This is a genomic window from Vibrio sp. NH-7, from assembly GCF_053643215.1.
The window spans coordinates 2,393,290-2,410,851 of record NZ_CM132187.1; the positions used below are offsets into that span (position 1 = coordinate 2,393,290).

The window sequence follows — 17,562 nt, forward strand, 5'->3', positions numbered from 1 at the left end:
TTGCATTTTTATGCATATATTATTCATTTATTAAGTTGTAGCAAAAAAACATGCCGCAATTTCTTTACGGTGTATACTCTTCGTTCCGCTATGCGTCTGAAGCGACGCGCTACACTCAATCAGCTTTGGCAAGTTGCTCCTATCAATTGACAAGAAATCGGCAATAATGGGCGCATTGGGAAAAAATTGGAAATCAGCAAACTTCAGCTTGATGCCTTGCTTAATAATGGCTTTATTCGGTGAGGCTTTTATCAGGCGCTTTTCGAGTTCGGGGAACAATCGCTCCTCAATCACATGCCAACATTGATCGTAACTCGAAATGTTTTCAGAAAATGTTCTCTCTACGCCAACCGATTTACGCTCGCGCTCAACAATGACCTCACGATTATCAATACCATGGCTTTTTTTCCACAACGACGCACCCAAACGCCCAAAGCGAAGCAATAACTCCCTATAATCACTCTCCTTGATGTCCTTGCCCACAAAGTAGCCCGCTTGATGCAGTTTCTCCAAACTCACCTTGCCCACACCCGGAATTTTCTCAAGTGGCAACTTATCGACTTCTTCTTGGACTCGATCAGGGGTGATGACATATTGCCCATTGGGCTTATTCATATCCGATGCGACTTTGGCCAGAAACTTCACGGGCGCGATGCCTGCCGACGCCGTCAATTGAAGCTCTTCAAAAATGTCTCGGCGAATAGCCTCTGCGATCAGCGTAGCACTGCCGCGACATTGCTTTGAGTGAGTGACATCCAGAAATGCTTCATCCAAAGACAAAGGCTCGATAAGAGAAGTGTAACGAGAAAATATCTCTCGAATGTGCTGAGATACTTGTTTATAGACTTGCATGCGCCCCGGAACAACCAGCAAGTGAGGGCATAGTTGCAGCGCTCTCGCTGTGGGCATAGCGCTGCGAATACCGAATTTTCTCGCCTCGTAATTGCACGTGCTCAATACACCTCGCTGTTTTTCATGACCACCGACAGCAAGAGGGCGTCCTCGATAACTGGGGTTGTCGCGCATTTCAACTGCGGCATAAAAGCAATCCATGTCCACATGGATGATTTTTCTGATCGTTTCTTCGCTCATACACTCGCACCGAGAACTGTATATAAAAACAGTATAAACCTTTCTACCCCTGTCGCCAATAGCGTGGTGAAAAGCCAATTTTTGTACTGTGCTTATAGAAGTATCAGAATATCCAGTTATTATTAGGAAACAGAATCTAGAGATAGGGAGTCGCCGTTTGGGCAACAAAGTATTGGTGGTCGAGGATAGTCGAGCTTACCGAAATTATCTTGTTCAACAGCTGGAGTCATTAGGTTGTCACGTCATAGGGTGTGAGAGTTATCAAGAGACGCAACAAGCGTTAGATACTCATGGTGAGTTCCATTTTGCGGTGCTCGATTATTGCTTGCCCGATGCTCAAGATGGGGAGGTCATCGATCTTGTTCTAGAGCATCAGCAAAAAGTGATTGTTCTTACCGGGACTTTTAACGAGCAAACCCGCGATTATTTCCTTGCAAAGGGCGTTGTTGACTACATCCTTAAAGACAGTATGGCTTCGGTGTCTTACTTACTTCCGTTGGCTAAGCGTCTGATCAACAACGTCAACCATCACGCTTTAGTCGTGGATGACTCTCAAACTGTACGTCGCCACGTCAGCCAACTTCTCGAGCATCAGTACATTCGAACGACCCAAGCCGTCAATGGCAGCGACGCTCTGCACAAGCTAGCGGAAAACAGTGACATCACTTTCATCATTACTGACCATGATATGCCTAGCAAAGATGGTATTACCATGACTCGTGAGATTCGCCAGCAGTATGATAAAAACAGTCTTGCGATTCTGGGAGTCTCTGGAAGTGATGACAGTACGATGACGGCTCGATTTCTTAAAGCGGGTGCCAATGATTACCTGAATAAACCGTTTAATCATGAAGAGTTTTACTGCCGCGTTCACCAGTTACTGGATATGAAAGAAGCCACAGATAATCTCTACCGCATGGCAAACCAAGATGCTTTAACTGGGCTTTGGAATCGTCGTTTCTTATTCAATCAGGTTTGTTCTGGATGTGAGAAGCGCAGTATCGCAATGTTGGATATTGATCATTTCAAGAAGGTCAATGACACCTATGGTCACGATGGTGGGGATGCCGCGCTCGTCACTGTCGCCAATATCTTAAAAATCTACTTCCCTGACGATGTCGTTGCTCGATTTGGTGGTGAAGAGTTTTGCATTCAATCATGCTCGGACAATAAAGAGTTCATTGCTCGGCTAGAGCAGATGCGTCAACGACTCCAAAAGACGCCAATCAAGCACAACCAACAAGAAATAAAGGTGACCATAAGTATCGGAGTTTGCTCACTTGAAGCCTCGCTGAACGAGCAGATTAAAATCGCCGATGACCGCCTCTACGTCGCGAAGGAAAGAGGGCGTAATCAGATTGTCGCGACCGGCTGACTGTGCGTTTAGCCCACTATGACGTAGAGACAAAAACGCCCAAGTTAAACTTGGGCGTTTTTCGTTAAGCAATACGGTCTTTTTCCCACGCCGCCAGCTTTTCTTGACGGGCTGCTTCACGAGCTTCGCGCTTTTTACGCGCATCACACGGCTCTGGGCAGTTGCAGACTTTTTCGATACCAACTGCACCTAAGCCACCACAGCTCCCTTTTACAACTTTCTTTTGGATAATATAGCCAATTGACATTGCGCCAATCACGGCCATAAACACACCAAAGGTAATTAGAAATGTATTCATACTGACATGCTCACTTAGGTCTTATTTGTTCATGTACGGTTTATAGGCGGATGAAGCTAACTCTTTAAATCCGTTATCAGTTTTCACTATCATAAACACAGCGATATTGTTTTCTTCGGCAACTTTCATGCCCTGCTCTTCACCAAGCACCATCAGTCCTGTTGCTAGACCATCGGCTGTCATCGATGATTTATCGAGCACCGTAACCGATACCACTTTGTGGTTGATAGGCTTACCTGTTGCTGGGTTAATAATGTGCGAATAACGAACTCCGTCTCGCTCAAAATAGTTGCGGTAATCGCCTGATGTCGCGATGGCCATGTCACCCGGTTCAATGATCTCTTGAATAGCGCGCTCTTCCACTGACGGTTTCTCTATTGCAATTCGCCAAGCGACACCTTCACGGTTTAGCCCTTTGAGACGCATCTCACCACCGACTTCAACCATGTAGTTTTGGATACCTTGAGATTGAATGTAATCTGCGACCACATCCACGCCCCACCCTTTTGCTATCGTAGACAAGTCCACATACAGATTTGGAATCGATTTTTGAAGAGTGTTGCCTACGACAGAGAGGTGCTCTATGCCCGTCATCGCTTTACGCTGCGCGAGCTCTTCATCTGTCGGTACGACCTCTGGACGAGCTTCAGGGCCAAATCCCCATAAGTTCACCAATGGTCCAACTGTCACATCTAATGCACCTTGAGTAAGACCGTTTAAACGGATTGCTTCTTTCACTACCGTCGCGGTTTGCGGCGAAACTTCGAAGGCATCCGCAGATTGACTCTGGTTGAAGCGACTCAGCTCTGAGTCTTTACGATACGTCGACATTTGATCGTTCACTTCTTCCAGTAAACGATCGACTTCTTTTTGTAATACCTCTGGTGAAGGAACGCCATCAGCAGAAATATACTTAATATTGTAAGTCGTACCCATCGTTGGGCCAGTTAGGTGTACCTGTTCAGCCGGCTTTTCACAACCCGCTAAAACCAATAGAGAAGCAAACGCAACAAGCCACTTTTTCACTTGTTAACTCCTATTGTCGTTTATTAAATGGATAGAGGGAATGAGACTGAAGCCAATCAACCTTGCCTCTATCAATTCGGAAAACCGAAAAAGAAATGGCTGACTCAATCGAGCCAGCCATAGATTCAATCACTTAGGTAGATTAACCACCGAAGTCATCCAGTAGGATGTTTTCATCCTCTACACCTAGATCTTTCAGCATGCCGATAACAGCAGCGTTCATCATCGGTGGACCACACATGTAGTACTCACAATCTTCAGGCGCTTCATGGTCCTTCAGGTAGTTTTCGTACAGTACGTTGTGGATGAAGCCTGTGTAACCATCCCAGTTATCTTCTGGCATAGGGTCAGACAGTGCACAGTGCCATACGAAGTTGTCGTTTTCAGCTGCTAGGCCATCGAAATCTTCTACATAGAACATTTCGCGCTTAGAACGCGCACCGTACCAGAAAGACATCTTACGCTTAGACTTCAGACGCTTAAGTTGGTCGAAGATATGCGAACGCATTGGCGCCATACCCGCACCACCACCAACGAAGACCATCTCGTTGTCTGTGTCTTTCGCGAAGAACTCACCAAATGGACCAGAAATAGTACACTTGTCGCCTTCTTTAAGAGACCAGATAAACGAAGACATGATACCAGGTGGTACATCAGGATTATTAGGCGGCGGCGTAGCGATACGCACGTTTAGCATAATAATGCCTTCTTCTTCAGGGTAGTTAGCCATTGAGTAAGCACGGATAGTCTCTTCACTTACCTTAGACTCGTAACGGAACAGGTTAAACTTGTCCCAATCTTCACGGTACTCTTCAGGTACATCGAAGTCAGCGTACTTAACGTGGTGAGCTGGTGCTTCAATCTGGATGTAACCACCAGCACGGAAAGGTACTGATTCGCCATCTGGAATTTGTAGCTTAAGCTCTTTGATGAATGTCGCTTTGTTATCGTTAGAGATAACTGTACATTCCCACTTCTTAACGCCGAAGATCTCTTCAGGAAGTTCGATGTCCATGTCAGTTTTCATTGCAACCTGACACGCTAGACGTTCACCTTCACGCGCTTCACCTTTAGTAATATGGTCAAGCTCGGTCGGTAGGATGTCACCACCACCTGATTTAACTTTTACGCGACACTGACCACATGAGCCACCGCCACCACAAGCAGAAGAAACGAATACGCCAGCACCAGCTAGAGCACCCAGAAGCTTACCGCCTGGTTGTGTAACGATAGCAAGCGAGTCGTCACCGTTCACAGAAATTGTAATGTCACCTGTTGGTACAAGCTTAGACTTAGCGAAAAGAATCACTAGTACTAGCGCAAGTACGATCAGAGTAAACATCACTACACCAAGAATAATGTCCATTGACTATTCCTTAATTGTTGCGGTTTACCCGACTTACAGTTGAACACCAGAGAAAGACATAAAGCCTAACGCCATAAGACCTACAGTGATGAACGTGATACCAAGACCACGTAGACCAGGAGGCACGTCAGAGTACTTCATCTTCTCACGGATACCTGCAAGAGCGACGATAGCTAGCATCCAGCCCACACCAGAACCGAAACCGTAAACAACAGATTCAGCAAAGTTGTAGTCACGCTGTACCATGAAAGATACACCACCGAAGATTGCACAGTTTACTGTGATCAGCGGTAGGAAGATGCCTAGTGCGTTGTACAGAGGTGGGAAGAAGCGGTCTAGAACCATTTCTAGAATCTGTACAAGGGCCGCGATTACACCGATAAAGGTGATGAAGTTTAGGAAGCTAAGATCAACACCTTCAACTAAAGCGTTCTCTTTTAGTACCAGGTTGTAAACTAGGTTGTTTACTGGAACAGCGATGGTTAGTACTACTACTACCGCTACACCCAGACCAAATGAGGTCTTAACTTTCTTAGATACTGCAAGGAATGTACACATACCTAAGAAGAAAGACAGAGCCATGTTTTCGATGAAAATCGATTTAACTAATAAGCTAATGTAATGTTCCATGACGTCCTTACTCCTTCGCTTCTACTTGTTCTGGTTTCAGAATACGGATTGCCCAGATTAGGAAGCCGATTAGGAAGAATGCAGACGGTGCTAGTAGCATCAGACCGTTTGGCTGGTACCAACCACCGTTGCTCACTAGAGGAAGTACTTCCATGCCGAACAGTTTGCCTGAGCCAAACAGTTCACGGAAGAAACCAACAGTGATAAGAACGAAACCGTAACCAAGACCGTTACCAATACCATCGATTAGAGATGGTAGTGGCGCAGACTTCATTGCGAATGCTTCAGCACGACCCATTACGATACAGTTCGTGATGATCAGACCTACGAATACAGATAGCTGCTTAGAGATATCGTATAGGTAAGCTTTTAGCACTTGGTCTACCACGATTACTAGAGATGCGATGATCGCCATCTGAACGATGATACGCACACTGTTAGGAATGTGGTTACGGATTAGAGATACACAGAAGTTAGACAGCGCAGTTACGAAGATAACCGCTAGAGTCATAACGAATGCAGTCTCTAGTTTAGTTGTTACTGCAAGAGCAGAACATACACCAAGAACCTGTAGCGCGATTGGGTTGTTATCCAATACTGGCGCTAAGATGCTCTTTTTAATGTTTTGTGCGCTAGACATTAGTTCAGACCTCCGTCACGAACTTTTGCTAGGAATGGACCAAAGCCCATATCGCCTAACCAGAAATCAAATGTGCCTTGAACACCGTTACCAGTTAGTGTTGCACCAGAAAGACCGTCGATACCATGCTCAGAACCTTGCGGAGCGCCACCTTTCACAATCTTGATTGCAGGCTTGTGGTTTTCATCGAACAGTTTCTTGCCAACCCACTGAGCACGCCATGTTGGGTTCTCAACTTCACCACCAAGTCCAGGAGTTTCACCCTGCTCGTAGTAAGTGATACCAGACACAGTGTTACCGTCAGTTTCAACTGCAACGAAAGCGTACATCATTGACCATAGACCAGTACCGTGTACTGGAAGGATGATCTTTGATACTTCATCGCCTTGTTTCACTAGGTATACAACACCAGTGTTTGCACGACGTAGGATCTTCGCTTTATCCTCTTCAGCCGTTAGCTTGATAGATTCAGCAGGATCTTTAGCAGCTTTACGTTGGTCGTAAGTTGCTGCGTCACCATCAAGGAAATCACCTGTGTTGAAGTCAACTAGACGTGGTTCAATGTACTGGGCAAATAGCTCAGGTACTTTTTTACCTTCAGCGTCAATGCCAGCAACTTCAACGATCTTAGTTTGCTTATCTAGTACAGCGTTAGCTTTTTGCTTATCGCGTAGACCCACGGCTGCTGTTGAAACGATGATTGAACAAACAAGGCTCAACCCGATAACAACACCCAGCGTCTTTTTAATGCTGTCGTTATTACTTGCCATAGCGTGCTTGTCTCCGCTTGATGTTCTTCTCGATAACTACATGGTCGAACAGAGGTGCAAACAGGTTCGCGAATAGAATCGCCAGCATCATACCTTCTGGGTATGCTGGGTTAACTACACGAATCAGTACACACATCACGCCAATTAGCGCGCCATACCACCACTTACCTTTGTTGGTAAATGAAGCGGATACAGGGTCTGTCGCCATAAAGAACATACCGAATGCAAAGCCACCAAGAACTAGGTGCCAGTGCCATGGCATGTTGAACATTGGGTTAGTATCAGAGCCGATTACGTTAAACAGCGTTGCTGTTGCAATCATACCGATCATCACACCTGCAATGATGCGCCAAGAAGCGATTCGCATGTAAACGATCATCGCTGCGCCAATCATAAGTGCAAGTGTTGATACTTCACCAATAGAGCCAGGAATGTTACCGATGAATGCGTCCATCCAAGTGATTGGAGCGCCAGTTACTGTATTCACTAGTGCACCGTTACCACCTTGTGCCCATTGGCTAAGCGCCGTTGCACCAGAGAAGCCGTCTGCTGCAGTCCAAACTACGTCACCCGAGATTTGCGCTGGGTAAGCGAAGAATAGGAAAGCACGACCAGCAAGTGCTGGGTTAAGGAAGTTACGACCAGTACCACCAAAGATCTCTTTAGCAACCACAACACCGAAGGTAATACCTAGTGCTGCTTGCCATAGAGGTAGCGTTGGTGGAACGATCAGTGCAAACAGGATAGAAGTAACAAAGAAACCTTCGTTAACTTCGTGCTTACGCACCATACAGAACAACACTTCCCAGAAACCACCAACGATAAATACCGTTGCGTAGATAGGTAGGAAGTAAGTCGCACCTAATAGCATTTTACTGCCAATGCCGGCTTCTGCACCTAACGTGCCGCCCAGCATTTCGGTTAACCAGTAATGCCAGTTACCTGCAACTACAGCTGCAAGTTGCTCACCAGCATACATGTGGTTAAGCGCTGCGATAGCTTGGCCACCCGCGTTGTACATACCCCAGAACATCGCTGGGAACACCGCGAACCAAACCATGATCATGATGCGTTTCAGGTCAACGCTATCACGAACGTGTGAGCTCTTCTTTGTAATTAGACCAGGTGTGTAGAAAACTGTCGCGACAGCTTCGTACAGAGCAAACCATTTTTCATGTTTGCCGCCTGGCTCAAAGTGATGCTCGATGTCTTCAAGAAACTTTTTAAGAGCCATGAAAATTACCCTTCCTTCTCGATTTTATCTAGGCATTCACGAAGTAGTTCACCGTACTCGTACTTACCAGGACAAACAAAGGTACACAATGCTACGTCTTCTTCATCTAGCTCTAGTACACCTAGTGCCGCTGCACTGTCAGTATCGCCAGCACATAGATCGCGAAGGAGCAAAGTAGGTTCCATATCTAGCGGCATTACGCGCTCGTAATTGCCAATTGGAACCATAGAACGATCACTACCATTAGTCGTTGTTGTCATATTGAACAACTGACCTTTAAAGATGTGACCAAGGAATGAGCGAGTTACCGAGAACTTGTTCTTACCAGGCATTGCCCAGCCAAACAGTTCCTTCTCACGGCCTTCACGTAATACAGAAACCTGTACGTGGTAACGACCAAGGAAAGCGTGAGGACCAGTTGCGTGAGTACCTGTGAGTACTGAACCAGAAATCACACGAACTTCGCCAGGCATCAACTCGTTGTCCGTGATGTCTTCTAGGCTAGCACCTAGAGTCGTACGAACAAGACGAGGGTTGTTCACTACTGGACCAGCCAGAGAAACAACGCGGTCAGTGTAAAGTTCACCAGTTAGGAACAACTGACCAAACGCAATAACGTCTTGGTAGTTGATGCTCCACGCCACATTTTCTGCATTTACTGGGTATAGGAAATGCATGTGGGTGCCAGCAAGACCTGCTGGGTGAGGGCCATCAAATACATGCTCTTCAACGTTAGATTGAGAAGAACGAGGAAGACTTTCGCCTGATTTACATACGTAAACCTTGCCATCAGTCAGAGTTGAAAGCACATCTAAACCGGCAACGAACGCTTCTTGTTGTTCATTGATGATCAACTCAGGCTGGGCCGCTAGTGGATTAGTATCCATAGCAGTTACGAAGATAGCCTGTGTAGAAGACTCAATTGCTGGAACCTTGCTGAACGGACGAGTACGTAAAGCAGTCCAAAGACCTGAATCAACTAACTGAGTTTTCACCGCTTCACGGTCAAGACTTGCTAGTTGGCCAGCTTCAAACTTATCGAACGTTACCTGCTCTTCGCCTGCCACTTCAATCACAACAGATTGGAGGACACGCTTAGCGCCACGGTTAATTTCGATCACTTTACCAGCTGCTGGTGAAGTAAATTTCACCCCAGGATTCTTCTTGTCTTCAAAAAGAACTTGAGCTTTCTTTACTTCATCGCCTACGCGGACATGCATAGTAGGACGCATGCCGACGTACTCTTCGCCAAGCAAGGCGACTTTTTTGATGGTCTTACCATCATTAATCACCTGGGTAGGAGTTCCTGCGATAGGCAGGTCCAAACCCTTCTTTATTGTAATCATACGCACTTGCACTACTTTTATCGGGAAAAAGATTCTTTGATTGCGTAACTTTTAGACACGACACTAGTGTCCGGTTTTGGCATCGTTTCAAACACCAAAATCGCAACATCCTATTAAAAACCTCGCTACAAGAAAACGGCGAGATTTATCAGGTGCGATAGTCTAGCATCTTTTGGGAAGTTGATGCCATGACCAATGCAGGCAATAAGGTAGATATTTCGAAGGATTTGAGTTTAAAAGGCTAAGGAATAGTCATAACTTTGAGCCATCGCACAAACCCCAATATCCACAAACTGAGCAATGTTTCTATCCATTCATATCGTGAAACATTTTGAATTAAAACTAATCGGGCAGTTTATTTGTTTATACATTGTTAACCCATGTACGCTGAACAGGCACTAAAAAGGCAGCTCTCGCTGCCCTTCTATCTCTCTACTTTGAACCACCTAAGCACATTGGGCTATCAGGTGCTAAACCGTTCTGCTCTTTCCATTCAGAGCTTGTGTAAGTGTGAATCGAAAGAGCATGGATATGATTAGCTAACTCATCTGCGAGCACTTGGTTGACAAGTCGATGACGGCCGATCAATCGAACGCCTTCAAATTTCTCACTCACGATGATCACTTTGAAGTGACTTTCTGAACCTGGAGCAACATTGTGCATGTAGCTTTCATTAATAACTTTAAGGTACTCAGGCTCAAATTCTGTATGCAGTTTGGTTTCAATCACTTCTTGCAGCATTGTGTGTCACCATCTAATTATGAACAGTGTTAAAGAACAGATAATAATCGTACTCACCGTAAAGCAAAAGGTTTTAGTTTCCTGTTTGCCTAGCATCTGCGACAATTTGACCACTGTTTATTAGCTAATTACTCAATTATGAAAACTGAGCTTACGTTACATCAGCGCACCCTTTCTCTCCATCGATTCCCTAAACGAAACAACGAAACCCTTCAAGCATGGGATGCTGGCGACGAATATCTCATCAATCATGTTGAAGAATTAGCTCTTGCTCATGGCGAGAATGTATTGATTCTTAATGATCATTTTGGCGCATTAAGTTGTTGGTTCTCACAAAGACATCAGGTGACGATGATGAGTGACTCATTCATTTCTCATCAAGCAACGTTGGCCAATCTAGAACAAAATCAATGCAACCCAATCACGATGGCCTCAACGTTTGATCCGATTCCTAAAGATGTTGATCTTGTTTTGATGCAATTGCCAAAAAGCAATCGTCATCTCATCTGGCTGTTAACGCAATTAAGGCTCGCTCTACCCGAAGATGTGCCTGTTATTGCGGTTAACAAAGCCAAAGAGATCCATACTTCGACGTTAAAGTTGTTCGAGAAATATTTGGGGACGACGACAACTTCCCTCGCTTGGAAAAAACATCGCTTAGTCTTTGCCAACGCCAATTCACCAAAGGCTTTGGATGTTGAGCCATTTACCTCGTGGCAAGTCGAGGAACACGATATTCAGCTTGATAACTTACCAAACGTTTATTCCGGAGAGAGTCTCGATCTCGGCGCCCGTTTTATGTTGCCTAATCTACCGACAGGACTTGGCAACAAGCGAGTGATTGATCTCGGCTGTGGCAATGGGGTGTTGTCCGTGAAGCTTGCGCAGCTCAATCCTGACATCACGCTGACCTGTGTTGACGAAAGCTTTATGGCGACACACTCGGCGCAGCGTAATCTAGATAAGAATGTTCCAAACGGCACAAATGCCAAATGTCTAACCAACAACTGTTTAGATGGATTTGAAGCCCACAGCGCCGATCTTGTCGTTTGCAACCCACCTTTTCATCAACAACAAGCCATTACCGATCATATCGCTTGGCAAATGTTCTGTGATGCAAAGCATGTTCTCAGTACTGGTGGGCAATTATTAGTTATCGGTAACCGTCACCTCGGCTACGATGGAAAGTTAGCAAGGCTGTTTGGTAAGTCGAACGTTAAGCAAGTTGCGGCAAACAAGAAATTTGTTATTTTACAAGCAACTAAATAGTTCACTATCCTAACTCTAGGATTATAGAGTTTCGAATAAAGGAAATTACAATGAGAAAACTGGTTTTAGCCGCATCAATGGCACTTCTCACTGCGTGCGCAGCTCCTCAACAAGAACAAATCAACTTTATGCCAAAAGCGGTATTGAGTAATGGTGATCTCGTTCAAGATGCGACATTTAGCTTGACCAGCAAGGATGTTCGCTCAGCACAATATGTCGCACTCGTTGACAGTGGCCGTTCTAACATTGAACCGATTCATTCAAAGCAGAACGTACGTATTTCGATCGAAAATGCCCTACTCGAACAGTTCCAGTCACAAGGGTTTAGAAACACAGTAACCAGCGAAAACAGCATTCAAATTGAAGTGCAAGAAGCGTTGGTTTCCGTAAAACACACCATCATGGAAAACGAAATGGATGGTAAAGTGGTGATCGAAATTACCGCAGAAAACCCACAAGGCAAATTAGTTAAGACATACACGGGGACTGCGAAGCGTACTGGCGCGTTGAGTGCGTCTAACGAAGATATCGAAGTCGTTCTTTCTGATGTCGTCAACCTAGTGTTACAAGAAGTGGCGAATGATCGTGAGCTGCAAAACTACATGCAGGAGCGTTTCTAATGGGAAAATTTGCGATAGCCTCTTTAGCGCTCTTTACTAGCTTGGCGTTTGCTGGTCCTAAAGTCGAATTTGGTACCACAATGGGGTCGTTTACCATTGAACTGAACGAAGAACGTGCACCAATTACAGTAAAGAACTTTATTCGTTACGTTGAAGATGGCAGCTATGTCGGTACTCAATTCCACCGCGTTATCCCAGGCTTTATGGCTCAAGGTGGTGGTTTTGATAAAGAGATGAACATGGTGCCAACGTACGCACCAATTAAAAACGAAGCGTCAAACGGTTTGAAGAACCAAGCGGCTACCGTAGCAATGGCTCGTACCAACGATCCAAATTCGGCCACTCGCCAATTCTTCATTAATTTCGTCGACAACAACTTCCTCGACTATGATCAACGCCCACCGGGTTACGCCGTATTTGGTAAAGTCACTGACGGGTTCAATATTATTCAAGACATGAGCCAAAAACGCACTCATTCGGTTGGACGTTATCGTGATGTACCTGTTGAACCTATCATCATCACCAGCGCAACTCTCATTCGTTAAGCTCTCACAAAAGATAGGCTCTCGATAATCCTTGAGCCTATCCACTCTACATTCTTAAAAGGAATTGCGTATGTCTTCTGACTCCCCTTCCATGACTTGGCGAGAAACCATTCAAAGCTATATGGACAAGCGGCTACTTTGGGTGTTTATGCTCGGCTGCTCGAGTGGCTTCCCTTGGGTACTTATTGGTTCAAACATGTCAGGCTGGCTGAAAGATGCCGGATTAACTCGCGCAGCAATCGGCTACTTTGGCAGTGTGTTTGCCGTTTATGCCTTTAACTTTCTTTGGGCTCCACTTGTCGACCGTGTCCGCTTACCTCTTTTACACTCCTTTTTAGGTCAACGTCGTAGCTGGATTTTCTTGTGTCAATCTATCGTTCTGGTTTGCACACTATTTATTGCTGGTGTCGATCCTTCGCAGAACTTGATGCTAACGTCGATGCTTGCACTTGGCATTGCGATCTCTTCTGCGACCCAAGATATTGCCATTGACGCTTTTCGTATCGATAGTTTCCCAAAATCTGAGCCTTCAAAATTGCCCCAAGCCTCTGCCATGGCGGTCGTTGGATGGTGGACAGGCTATTCGCTGCCAGGTTACATCGCCTTTATTAATGCAGATGCAATCGGTTGGAATGGTGTCTACTACGGCATGGCGGCCATTGTTGGTTTGCTGATGATCTTTACGCTTCTGGTTGGCGAACCCAAGACCCATCGCGCGTCGCTGCAAGCCGAAGCAGAGAAACGTCATAGCCAAGTTGTTGGGAATAAAGTGCTTGCATGGATCACCGTAACGGTTGTCGAACCTTTCCTTGATTTCTTTAAGAGAAATGGTTTTCGTGTGGCTCTCACTCTGTTGTTGTTTGTTTTCCTATTCAAAATTGGTGAAGCATTCCTTGGTCGTATGTCGATCACCTTCTATAAAGAGATCGGTTTCTCCAACGAGCAAATCGGCTACTATTCGAAACTGATCGGCTGGGGTCTCACCATTCTATTCACGTTAATCGGCAGTATGGTCAACGTGAAGTTCGGAATTGTCCGCGGTTTGATGATTGGTGGTATCGCAATGGCATCAAGCAATCTCATGTTTGCATGGATGGCGAAAGTTGGACCGAATGAACAGCTCTTCCTAGCAACCTTAGTCGTAGACAACTTTACCTCTGCATTTTCGACCGTGGCGTTTGTCTCCTTCCTGACCGTGGTAACAGGACAAGCCTTCTCGGCGACACAGTATGCCTTGCTTGCTTCACTCGGTAACTTTGGCCGAACAACTCTCGCCTCTTTCTCTGGTGAGTTGGTCGATTACCTCAATGATTGGTCAATGTTCTTTATCTTGACCGCGGTAATGGTCATTCCAAGTTTGTTAATGCTCTACTCGCTACGACACTATTTCTCGGACATGTTGGATAAAGCACGCAAGCGTGACGCTGAAGAGTCGGCGCAAAGGGAAACAACCGAATCATAAACGCAAAAAAGGCTTGGTTACCCAAGCCTTTTCCTTGTTCGTAGTAAATGATTACGGGTACATCCCCTTGCCAAACATGTTGAACAGACGCGCGACGCCTTGAGTGAATATCATTGGCTCGGTGAGCACAGCCAAGCACAAACAATCTTCCCCTGGTTTAGTAAATGGGCTGTGTTTGATGGAAGCATCCTTAACCAGATAATCCCCCACTTCGTAGTGACCATCTTCATCACTAAAGCCCCCGTGTAAAACTAAAGTGGACTCAATACCTTTGTGCGTGTGCTGAGGAATTTGGACGTCTTCAGCAATGTACATCAAATTGACACGACATGAATCTGCGATCTCTATCGGCGCACTAAACACTTTACCGCCGTAGCTTTTCCAATCACCAATTTGGTCACTAAAACGTCCTAGAGCTCTTGGCAGCATAAACGTCTTGTTGTTTACAGTGATCGGTTTTGCTTGCTGTGGCGCACGGAATGGTTCGCTGTTTTGCTCTAACGTCACAATTTGAGCAAACATGTCATCAAAGTTGTCTGGGGTTTGCTCAATCGGAGCGTGGCTCAGTGCTTCACCACACTTCTGCTCTGCAAGCGCAACTTTGCGTTTGCACTGCGGGCAAGATTCTAGGTGTATAGCGATGGTAAACGCCGTCACCTCGTCCAACGAACCTTCAACGTAGGCTTGTAAAATATCGCTTTGTGGGTGATAACTCATAACTTATCCGCCTCTATTGAAATTCGTAGTTTTTCGACAGCAAGTCTAAGTCGTGACTTTACTGTCCCCAAAGGTATATCAAGCATGTCCGCGACTTGCTGATGGGGCAAGTCTTCCAGGTAAACCGCTTGTACCACCTTTCTTTGTGCTTCAGGCAAAGTATCGAGGAACTTAACCACCTGCTCTTTCATCCTGTCAGCTTCGGGGGAGTAATGCTCTACCATATCAGGCGGGCAATAATCATTTGGCCAAATATCTTCTGAGTGGATATGCTGATCACGTCCTTTTTGTCGGCGTAACATATCAAAACAGAGATTCCTCGCTATGGTAAAAATCCATGTAGATAAAGAGCTTTTCTCACTGTTAAACAGAGCACTTTTCTGCCAGACCGTGGCGAGCGTTTCCTGCACCATCTCCATCGCGACTTGCTCATTACCGACATGGCGATAAGTGAACTGCTTCAAGCGAGGAGAAAAGTGTTTAAAAACTAATGCAAACGCCTGCTTGTCTTGTTGTTTAACGCGCTCCATACACGAAGCCCAATCGGATTTCGAAAAGTTTTGCGTGTCCACGTTGCTCATTCGACTGTCCTTTGCACCCTTAAGATTCACTTTGTACGTTAAAGCCGAGTGTCGAGATCACTTTGCTCGTCATTTATTAACGCTCGGCTCAAGTACTCTATTGTTACCGTACAATCTAACTCTAATGCAAGGAGGTCAAATTGCTTATTTGACAAGGGGAGAATTTCTAACCAACGCTGGCTAACCCAACATTCATCATCAAAAAATTTCTGGTCGTACAGCTCATCTAACTGTTCAAACTGAGCATAAACTTGCTGCAGTTGCTGACTGAGCGAGGCACCCTGCTTTGAAAGCGGCATTAAAGGCCAGTTTGCCAACGGTTCTATCTTTGCAAAGCGCAACCCGTCGTGCTCTGTTCTCACTTTTCGTATCATGAAACGATGAAGACCAGTGACAGTGATCCCCAACAAACCATCGTCCAGCTGCTCAAAGTCGACGATTTTTACCAAGGTACCGACTACTGACAACTCACTGTTCTCTGCGCTCGCCTGCTTTTGGAACAAGCAGATACCAAACGTGCCATCGCCTTTCAACGCCTCAACGACCAAGCGTTTGTACCTTGCTTCAAACACCCTTAAGCGCATTTTACCTTCGGGTAAAACTATAGAACTTAGCGGGAACAGCATTACTTCTTGCATCAACCTAATTCCTGTAAACATTTTAATTACAGGTACGCAACGTATTTAAGAAAGATCAGCGAAACATTTAATTGAACATGTGATGACCATCAAATAAAAGTGAAGCGTTTGCGTAATCGTTACCCCTAACATTTTTTATGCAACTAATATTTAGTTCCGTTACATGGCAGCTTTTAACTTGTTAATGAGATCTAGATCGCTCGTTTTAGATTTTTTTACATGAGTTGCACATGGTTTTTGAGATTTTTGTCGATATTATGCAGCCCCATAAAGCACAACAAAGAGTGTGCACTTAAACAAATATCCAATGAATAATTGAATTAACAAACATAGAGAGTTCCACTATGCGTAAATCACTTCTAGCTCTTGGTGTTGTGGCAGCGATGTCAGCTCCAGCAATGGCAGCAGACTACTCAGACGATGTTCACAAGAATGACTCAAAGTTCCTGCAGTTTAACTTGATGCACACGGTAAATGAAAAGCCAGGCAGCATCGACCACACTTACCTTGAAATGGAGTTTGGTGGTCGCTCAGGTATTTTCGATCTATACGGTTACATTGATGTATTCAACTTAACGAATGATGACGACAGCGATAAAGCAGGCGGTGATCGTCTATTTGCTAAATTCGCGCCTCGTATGTCACTAGACGGTCTAACTGGCAAAGACCTTTCTTTCGGTCCAGTTCAAGAGCTATACATCGCAAACTACACCGTTATTGACGGTGGTTCATCATACAGTTACGAACTAAGCAAAACTGACCCTAAAACAGGCGAAAACCTAGTCGCTGAGAAAGAGCCTGGCTTCCAATCAATGATCGGTATTGGTTCGGATGTCATGGTTCCATGGTTCGGTAAAATGCAGTTCAACCTTTACGCAAACTACGACGTAAAACAAAAAGACTGGAACGGCTACCAAGTATCGACAAACTGGTTCAAACCATTCTACTTCTTTGAAAACGGCTCATTCATTTCATACCAAGGTTACGTTGATTACCAATTTGGTATGAAAGAAGAGTACAGCTCAGCTAGCCATGGTGGCGCAATGTTTAACGGTCTCTACTGGCACAACGATCAATTCGCTGTCGGTTACGGTCTAAAACTATACAGCGATGTATACGGCATCGAAGACAGCAGCGCATTCGAATCGTCTGGCGTTGGTCATTACTTCGCTGTCACGTACAAGTTCTAAACAGCGCATAACAAATGGCACC

At 45.3% G+C, this 17,562-nt stretch carries 19 protein-coding genes; 6 read left to right on the plus strand and 13 right to left on the minus strand.

Features of this window, described 5'->3' with window-relative positions:
- Positions 1–30 precede the first annotated feature (30 nt).
- A complete protein-coding gene (gene dinB, locus ACUALS_RS11100) occupies positions 31–1,092 on the minus strand; it encodes a DNA polymerase IV (RefSeq protein WP_454448364.1) in 1,062 nt (353 codons plus the stop codon).
- Between the two features lie 157 nt (positions 1,093–1,249).
- On the opposite strand from dinB, the gene ACUALS_RS11105 reads away from it, so the two are divergent.
- A complete protein-coding gene (locus tag ACUALS_RS11105) occupies positions 1,250–2,467 on the plus strand; it encodes a GGDEF domain-containing response regulator (protein ID WP_454448365.1) in 1,218 nt (405 codons plus the stop codon).
- A 64-nt stretch (positions 2,468–2,531) separates the two neighbouring features.
- On the opposite strand, the gene nqrM is transcribed toward ACUALS_RS11105, so the two are convergent.
- From nqrM to ACUALS_RS11150, 9 genes are all read right to left on the minus strand, one after another.
- Positions 2,532–2,765: a (Na+)-NQR maturation NqrM gene (gene nqrM / locus ACUALS_RS11110; RefSeq protein ID WP_005473545.1), complete on the minus strand. Its 234-nt coding sequence runs from the start codon at positions 2,763–2,765 to the stop codon at positions 2,532–2,534.
- A gap of 21 nt (positions 2,766–2,786) precedes the next feature.
- Positions 2,787–3,791 (minus strand): FAD:protein FMN transferase, encoded by a 1,005-nt coding sequence (locus ACUALS_RS11115; protein WP_454448366.1) that lies wholly within the window; start codon positions 3,789–3,791, stop codon positions 2,787–2,789.
- Positions 3,792–3,933: 142 nt separating this feature from the next.
- Positions 3,934–5,157, minus strand: coding sequence for an NADH:ubiquinone reductase (Na(+)-transporting) subunit F (gene nqrF, locus ACUALS_RS11120; RefSeq protein WP_005473488.1), 1,224 nt, complete (start codon positions 5,155–5,157; stop codon positions 3,934–3,936).
- A gap of 33 nt (positions 5,158–5,190) precedes the next feature.
- The gene (gene nqrE, locus ACUALS_RS11125; protein ID WP_005436652.1) at positions 5,191–5,787 is read right to left on the minus strand and encodes an NADH:ubiquinone reductase (Na(+)-transporting) subunit E; all 597 of its coding nucleotides are present in this window, start codon (positions 5,785–5,787) and stop codon (positions 5,191–5,193) included.
- A 7-nt stretch (positions 5,788–5,794) separates the two neighbouring features.
- The gene (locus tag ACUALS_RS11130) at positions 5,795–6,427 is read right to left on the minus strand and encodes an NADH:ubiquinone reductase (Na(+)-transporting) subunit D (RefSeq protein WP_005473461.1); all 633 of its coding nucleotides are present in this window, start codon (positions 6,425–6,427) and stop codon (positions 5,795–5,797) included.
- A complete protein-coding gene (locus ACUALS_RS11135) occupies positions 6,427–7,197 on the minus strand; it encodes a Na(+)-translocating NADH-quinone reductase subunit C (protein WP_005473481.1) in 771 nt (256 codons plus the stop codon). The genes ACUALS_RS11130 and ACUALS_RS11135 overlap by 1 nt, the downstream gene beginning before the upstream one ends.
- Positions 7,187–8,431, minus strand: coding sequence for an NADH:ubiquinone reductase (Na(+)-transporting) subunit B (locus ACUALS_RS11140; protein WP_005473496.1), 1,245 nt, complete (start codon positions 8,429–8,431; stop codon positions 7,187–7,189). The genes ACUALS_RS11135 and ACUALS_RS11140 overlap by 11 nt, the downstream gene beginning before the upstream one ends.
- Before the next feature lie 5 nt (positions 8,432–8,436).
- Positions 8,437–9,777 (minus strand): Na(+)-translocating NADH-quinone reductase subunit A, encoded by a 1,341-nt coding sequence (locus tag ACUALS_RS11145; protein ID WP_454448367.1) that lies wholly within the window; start codon positions 9,775–9,777, stop codon positions 8,437–8,439.
- Positions 9,778–10,209: 432 nt separating this feature from the next.
- Complete coding sequence (locus tag ACUALS_RS11150) at positions 10,210–10,518, minus strand: BolA family protein (protein ID WP_005473588.1); 309 nt, start codon at positions 10,516–10,518, stop codon at positions 10,210–10,212.
- Between the two features lie 138 nt (positions 10,519–10,656).
- Between ACUALS_RS11150 and ACUALS_RS11155 the strand changes: the two genes are divergently transcribed.
- The 4 genes from ACUALS_RS11155 (at position 10,657) to ACUALS_RS11170 (ending at position 14,414) form a co-directional block, all read left to right on the plus strand.
- Positions 10,657–11,787, plus strand: a complete 1,131-nt coding sequence (locus ACUALS_RS11155; protein WP_454448368.1) for a methyltransferase — start codon at positions 10,657–10,659, stop codon at positions 11,785–11,787.
- A gap of 50 nt (positions 11,788–11,837) precedes the next feature.
- On the plus strand, positions 11,838–12,407 hold the full coding sequence (locus ACUALS_RS11160) for a YajG family lipoprotein (RefSeq protein WP_005473590.1): 570 nt from the start codon (positions 11,838–11,840) through the stop codon (positions 12,405–12,407).
- Positions 12,407–12,952, plus strand: a complete 546-nt coding sequence (locus tag ACUALS_RS11165; protein WP_038139609.1) for a peptidylprolyl isomerase — start codon at positions 12,407–12,409, stop codon at positions 12,950–12,952. Before ACUALS_RS11160 ends, ACUALS_RS11165 begins: the two co-directional genes overlap by 1 nt.
- Positions 12,953–13,022: 70 nt before the next feature.
- Positions 13,023–14,414: an AmpG family muropeptide MFS transporter gene (locus ACUALS_RS11170; protein WP_454448369.1), complete on the plus strand. Its 1,392-nt coding sequence runs from the start codon at positions 13,023–13,025 to the stop codon at positions 14,412–14,414.
- Between the two features lie 51 nt (positions 14,415–14,465).
- Here ACUALS_RS11170 and ACUALS_RS11175 read toward each other — a convergent pair whose 3' ends face one another.
- Genes ACUALS_RS11175 through ACUALS_RS11185 form a run of 3 tightly spaced genes read right to left on the minus strand, consistent with a single transcriptional unit; the run spans position 14,466 to position 16,350 of the window.
- A complete protein-coding gene (locus tag ACUALS_RS11175) occupies positions 14,466–15,131 on the minus strand; it encodes a ChrR family anti-sigma-E factor (RefSeq protein WP_454448370.1) in 666 nt (221 codons plus the stop codon).
- A complete protein-coding gene (locus ACUALS_RS11180; protein WP_038139615.1) occupies positions 15,128–15,712 on the minus strand; it encodes an RNA polymerase sigma factor in 585 nt (194 codons plus the stop codon). The genes ACUALS_RS11175 and ACUALS_RS11180 overlap by 4 nt, the downstream gene beginning before the upstream one ends.
- 38 nt (positions 15,713–15,750) lie before the next feature.
- Positions 15,751–16,350 carry an LON peptidase substrate-binding domain-containing protein gene (locus tag ACUALS_RS11185; RefSeq protein WP_038215620.1) on the minus strand — a complete coding sequence of 200 codons (600 nt, stop codon included), beginning with the start codon at positions 16,348–16,350 and terminating at the stop codon, positions 15,751–15,753.
- Between the two features lie 344 nt (positions 16,351–16,694).
- Here ACUALS_RS11185 and ACUALS_RS11190 point away from each other — a divergent pair, with 344 nt between their 5' ends.
- On the plus strand, positions 16,695–17,540 hold the full coding sequence (locus ACUALS_RS11190) for a nucleoside-specific channel-forming Tsx family protein (RefSeq protein WP_005473475.1): 846 nt from the start codon (positions 16,695–16,697) through the stop codon (positions 17,538–17,540).
- The last annotated feature ends 22 nt before the right edge of the window (positions 17,541–17,562 follow it).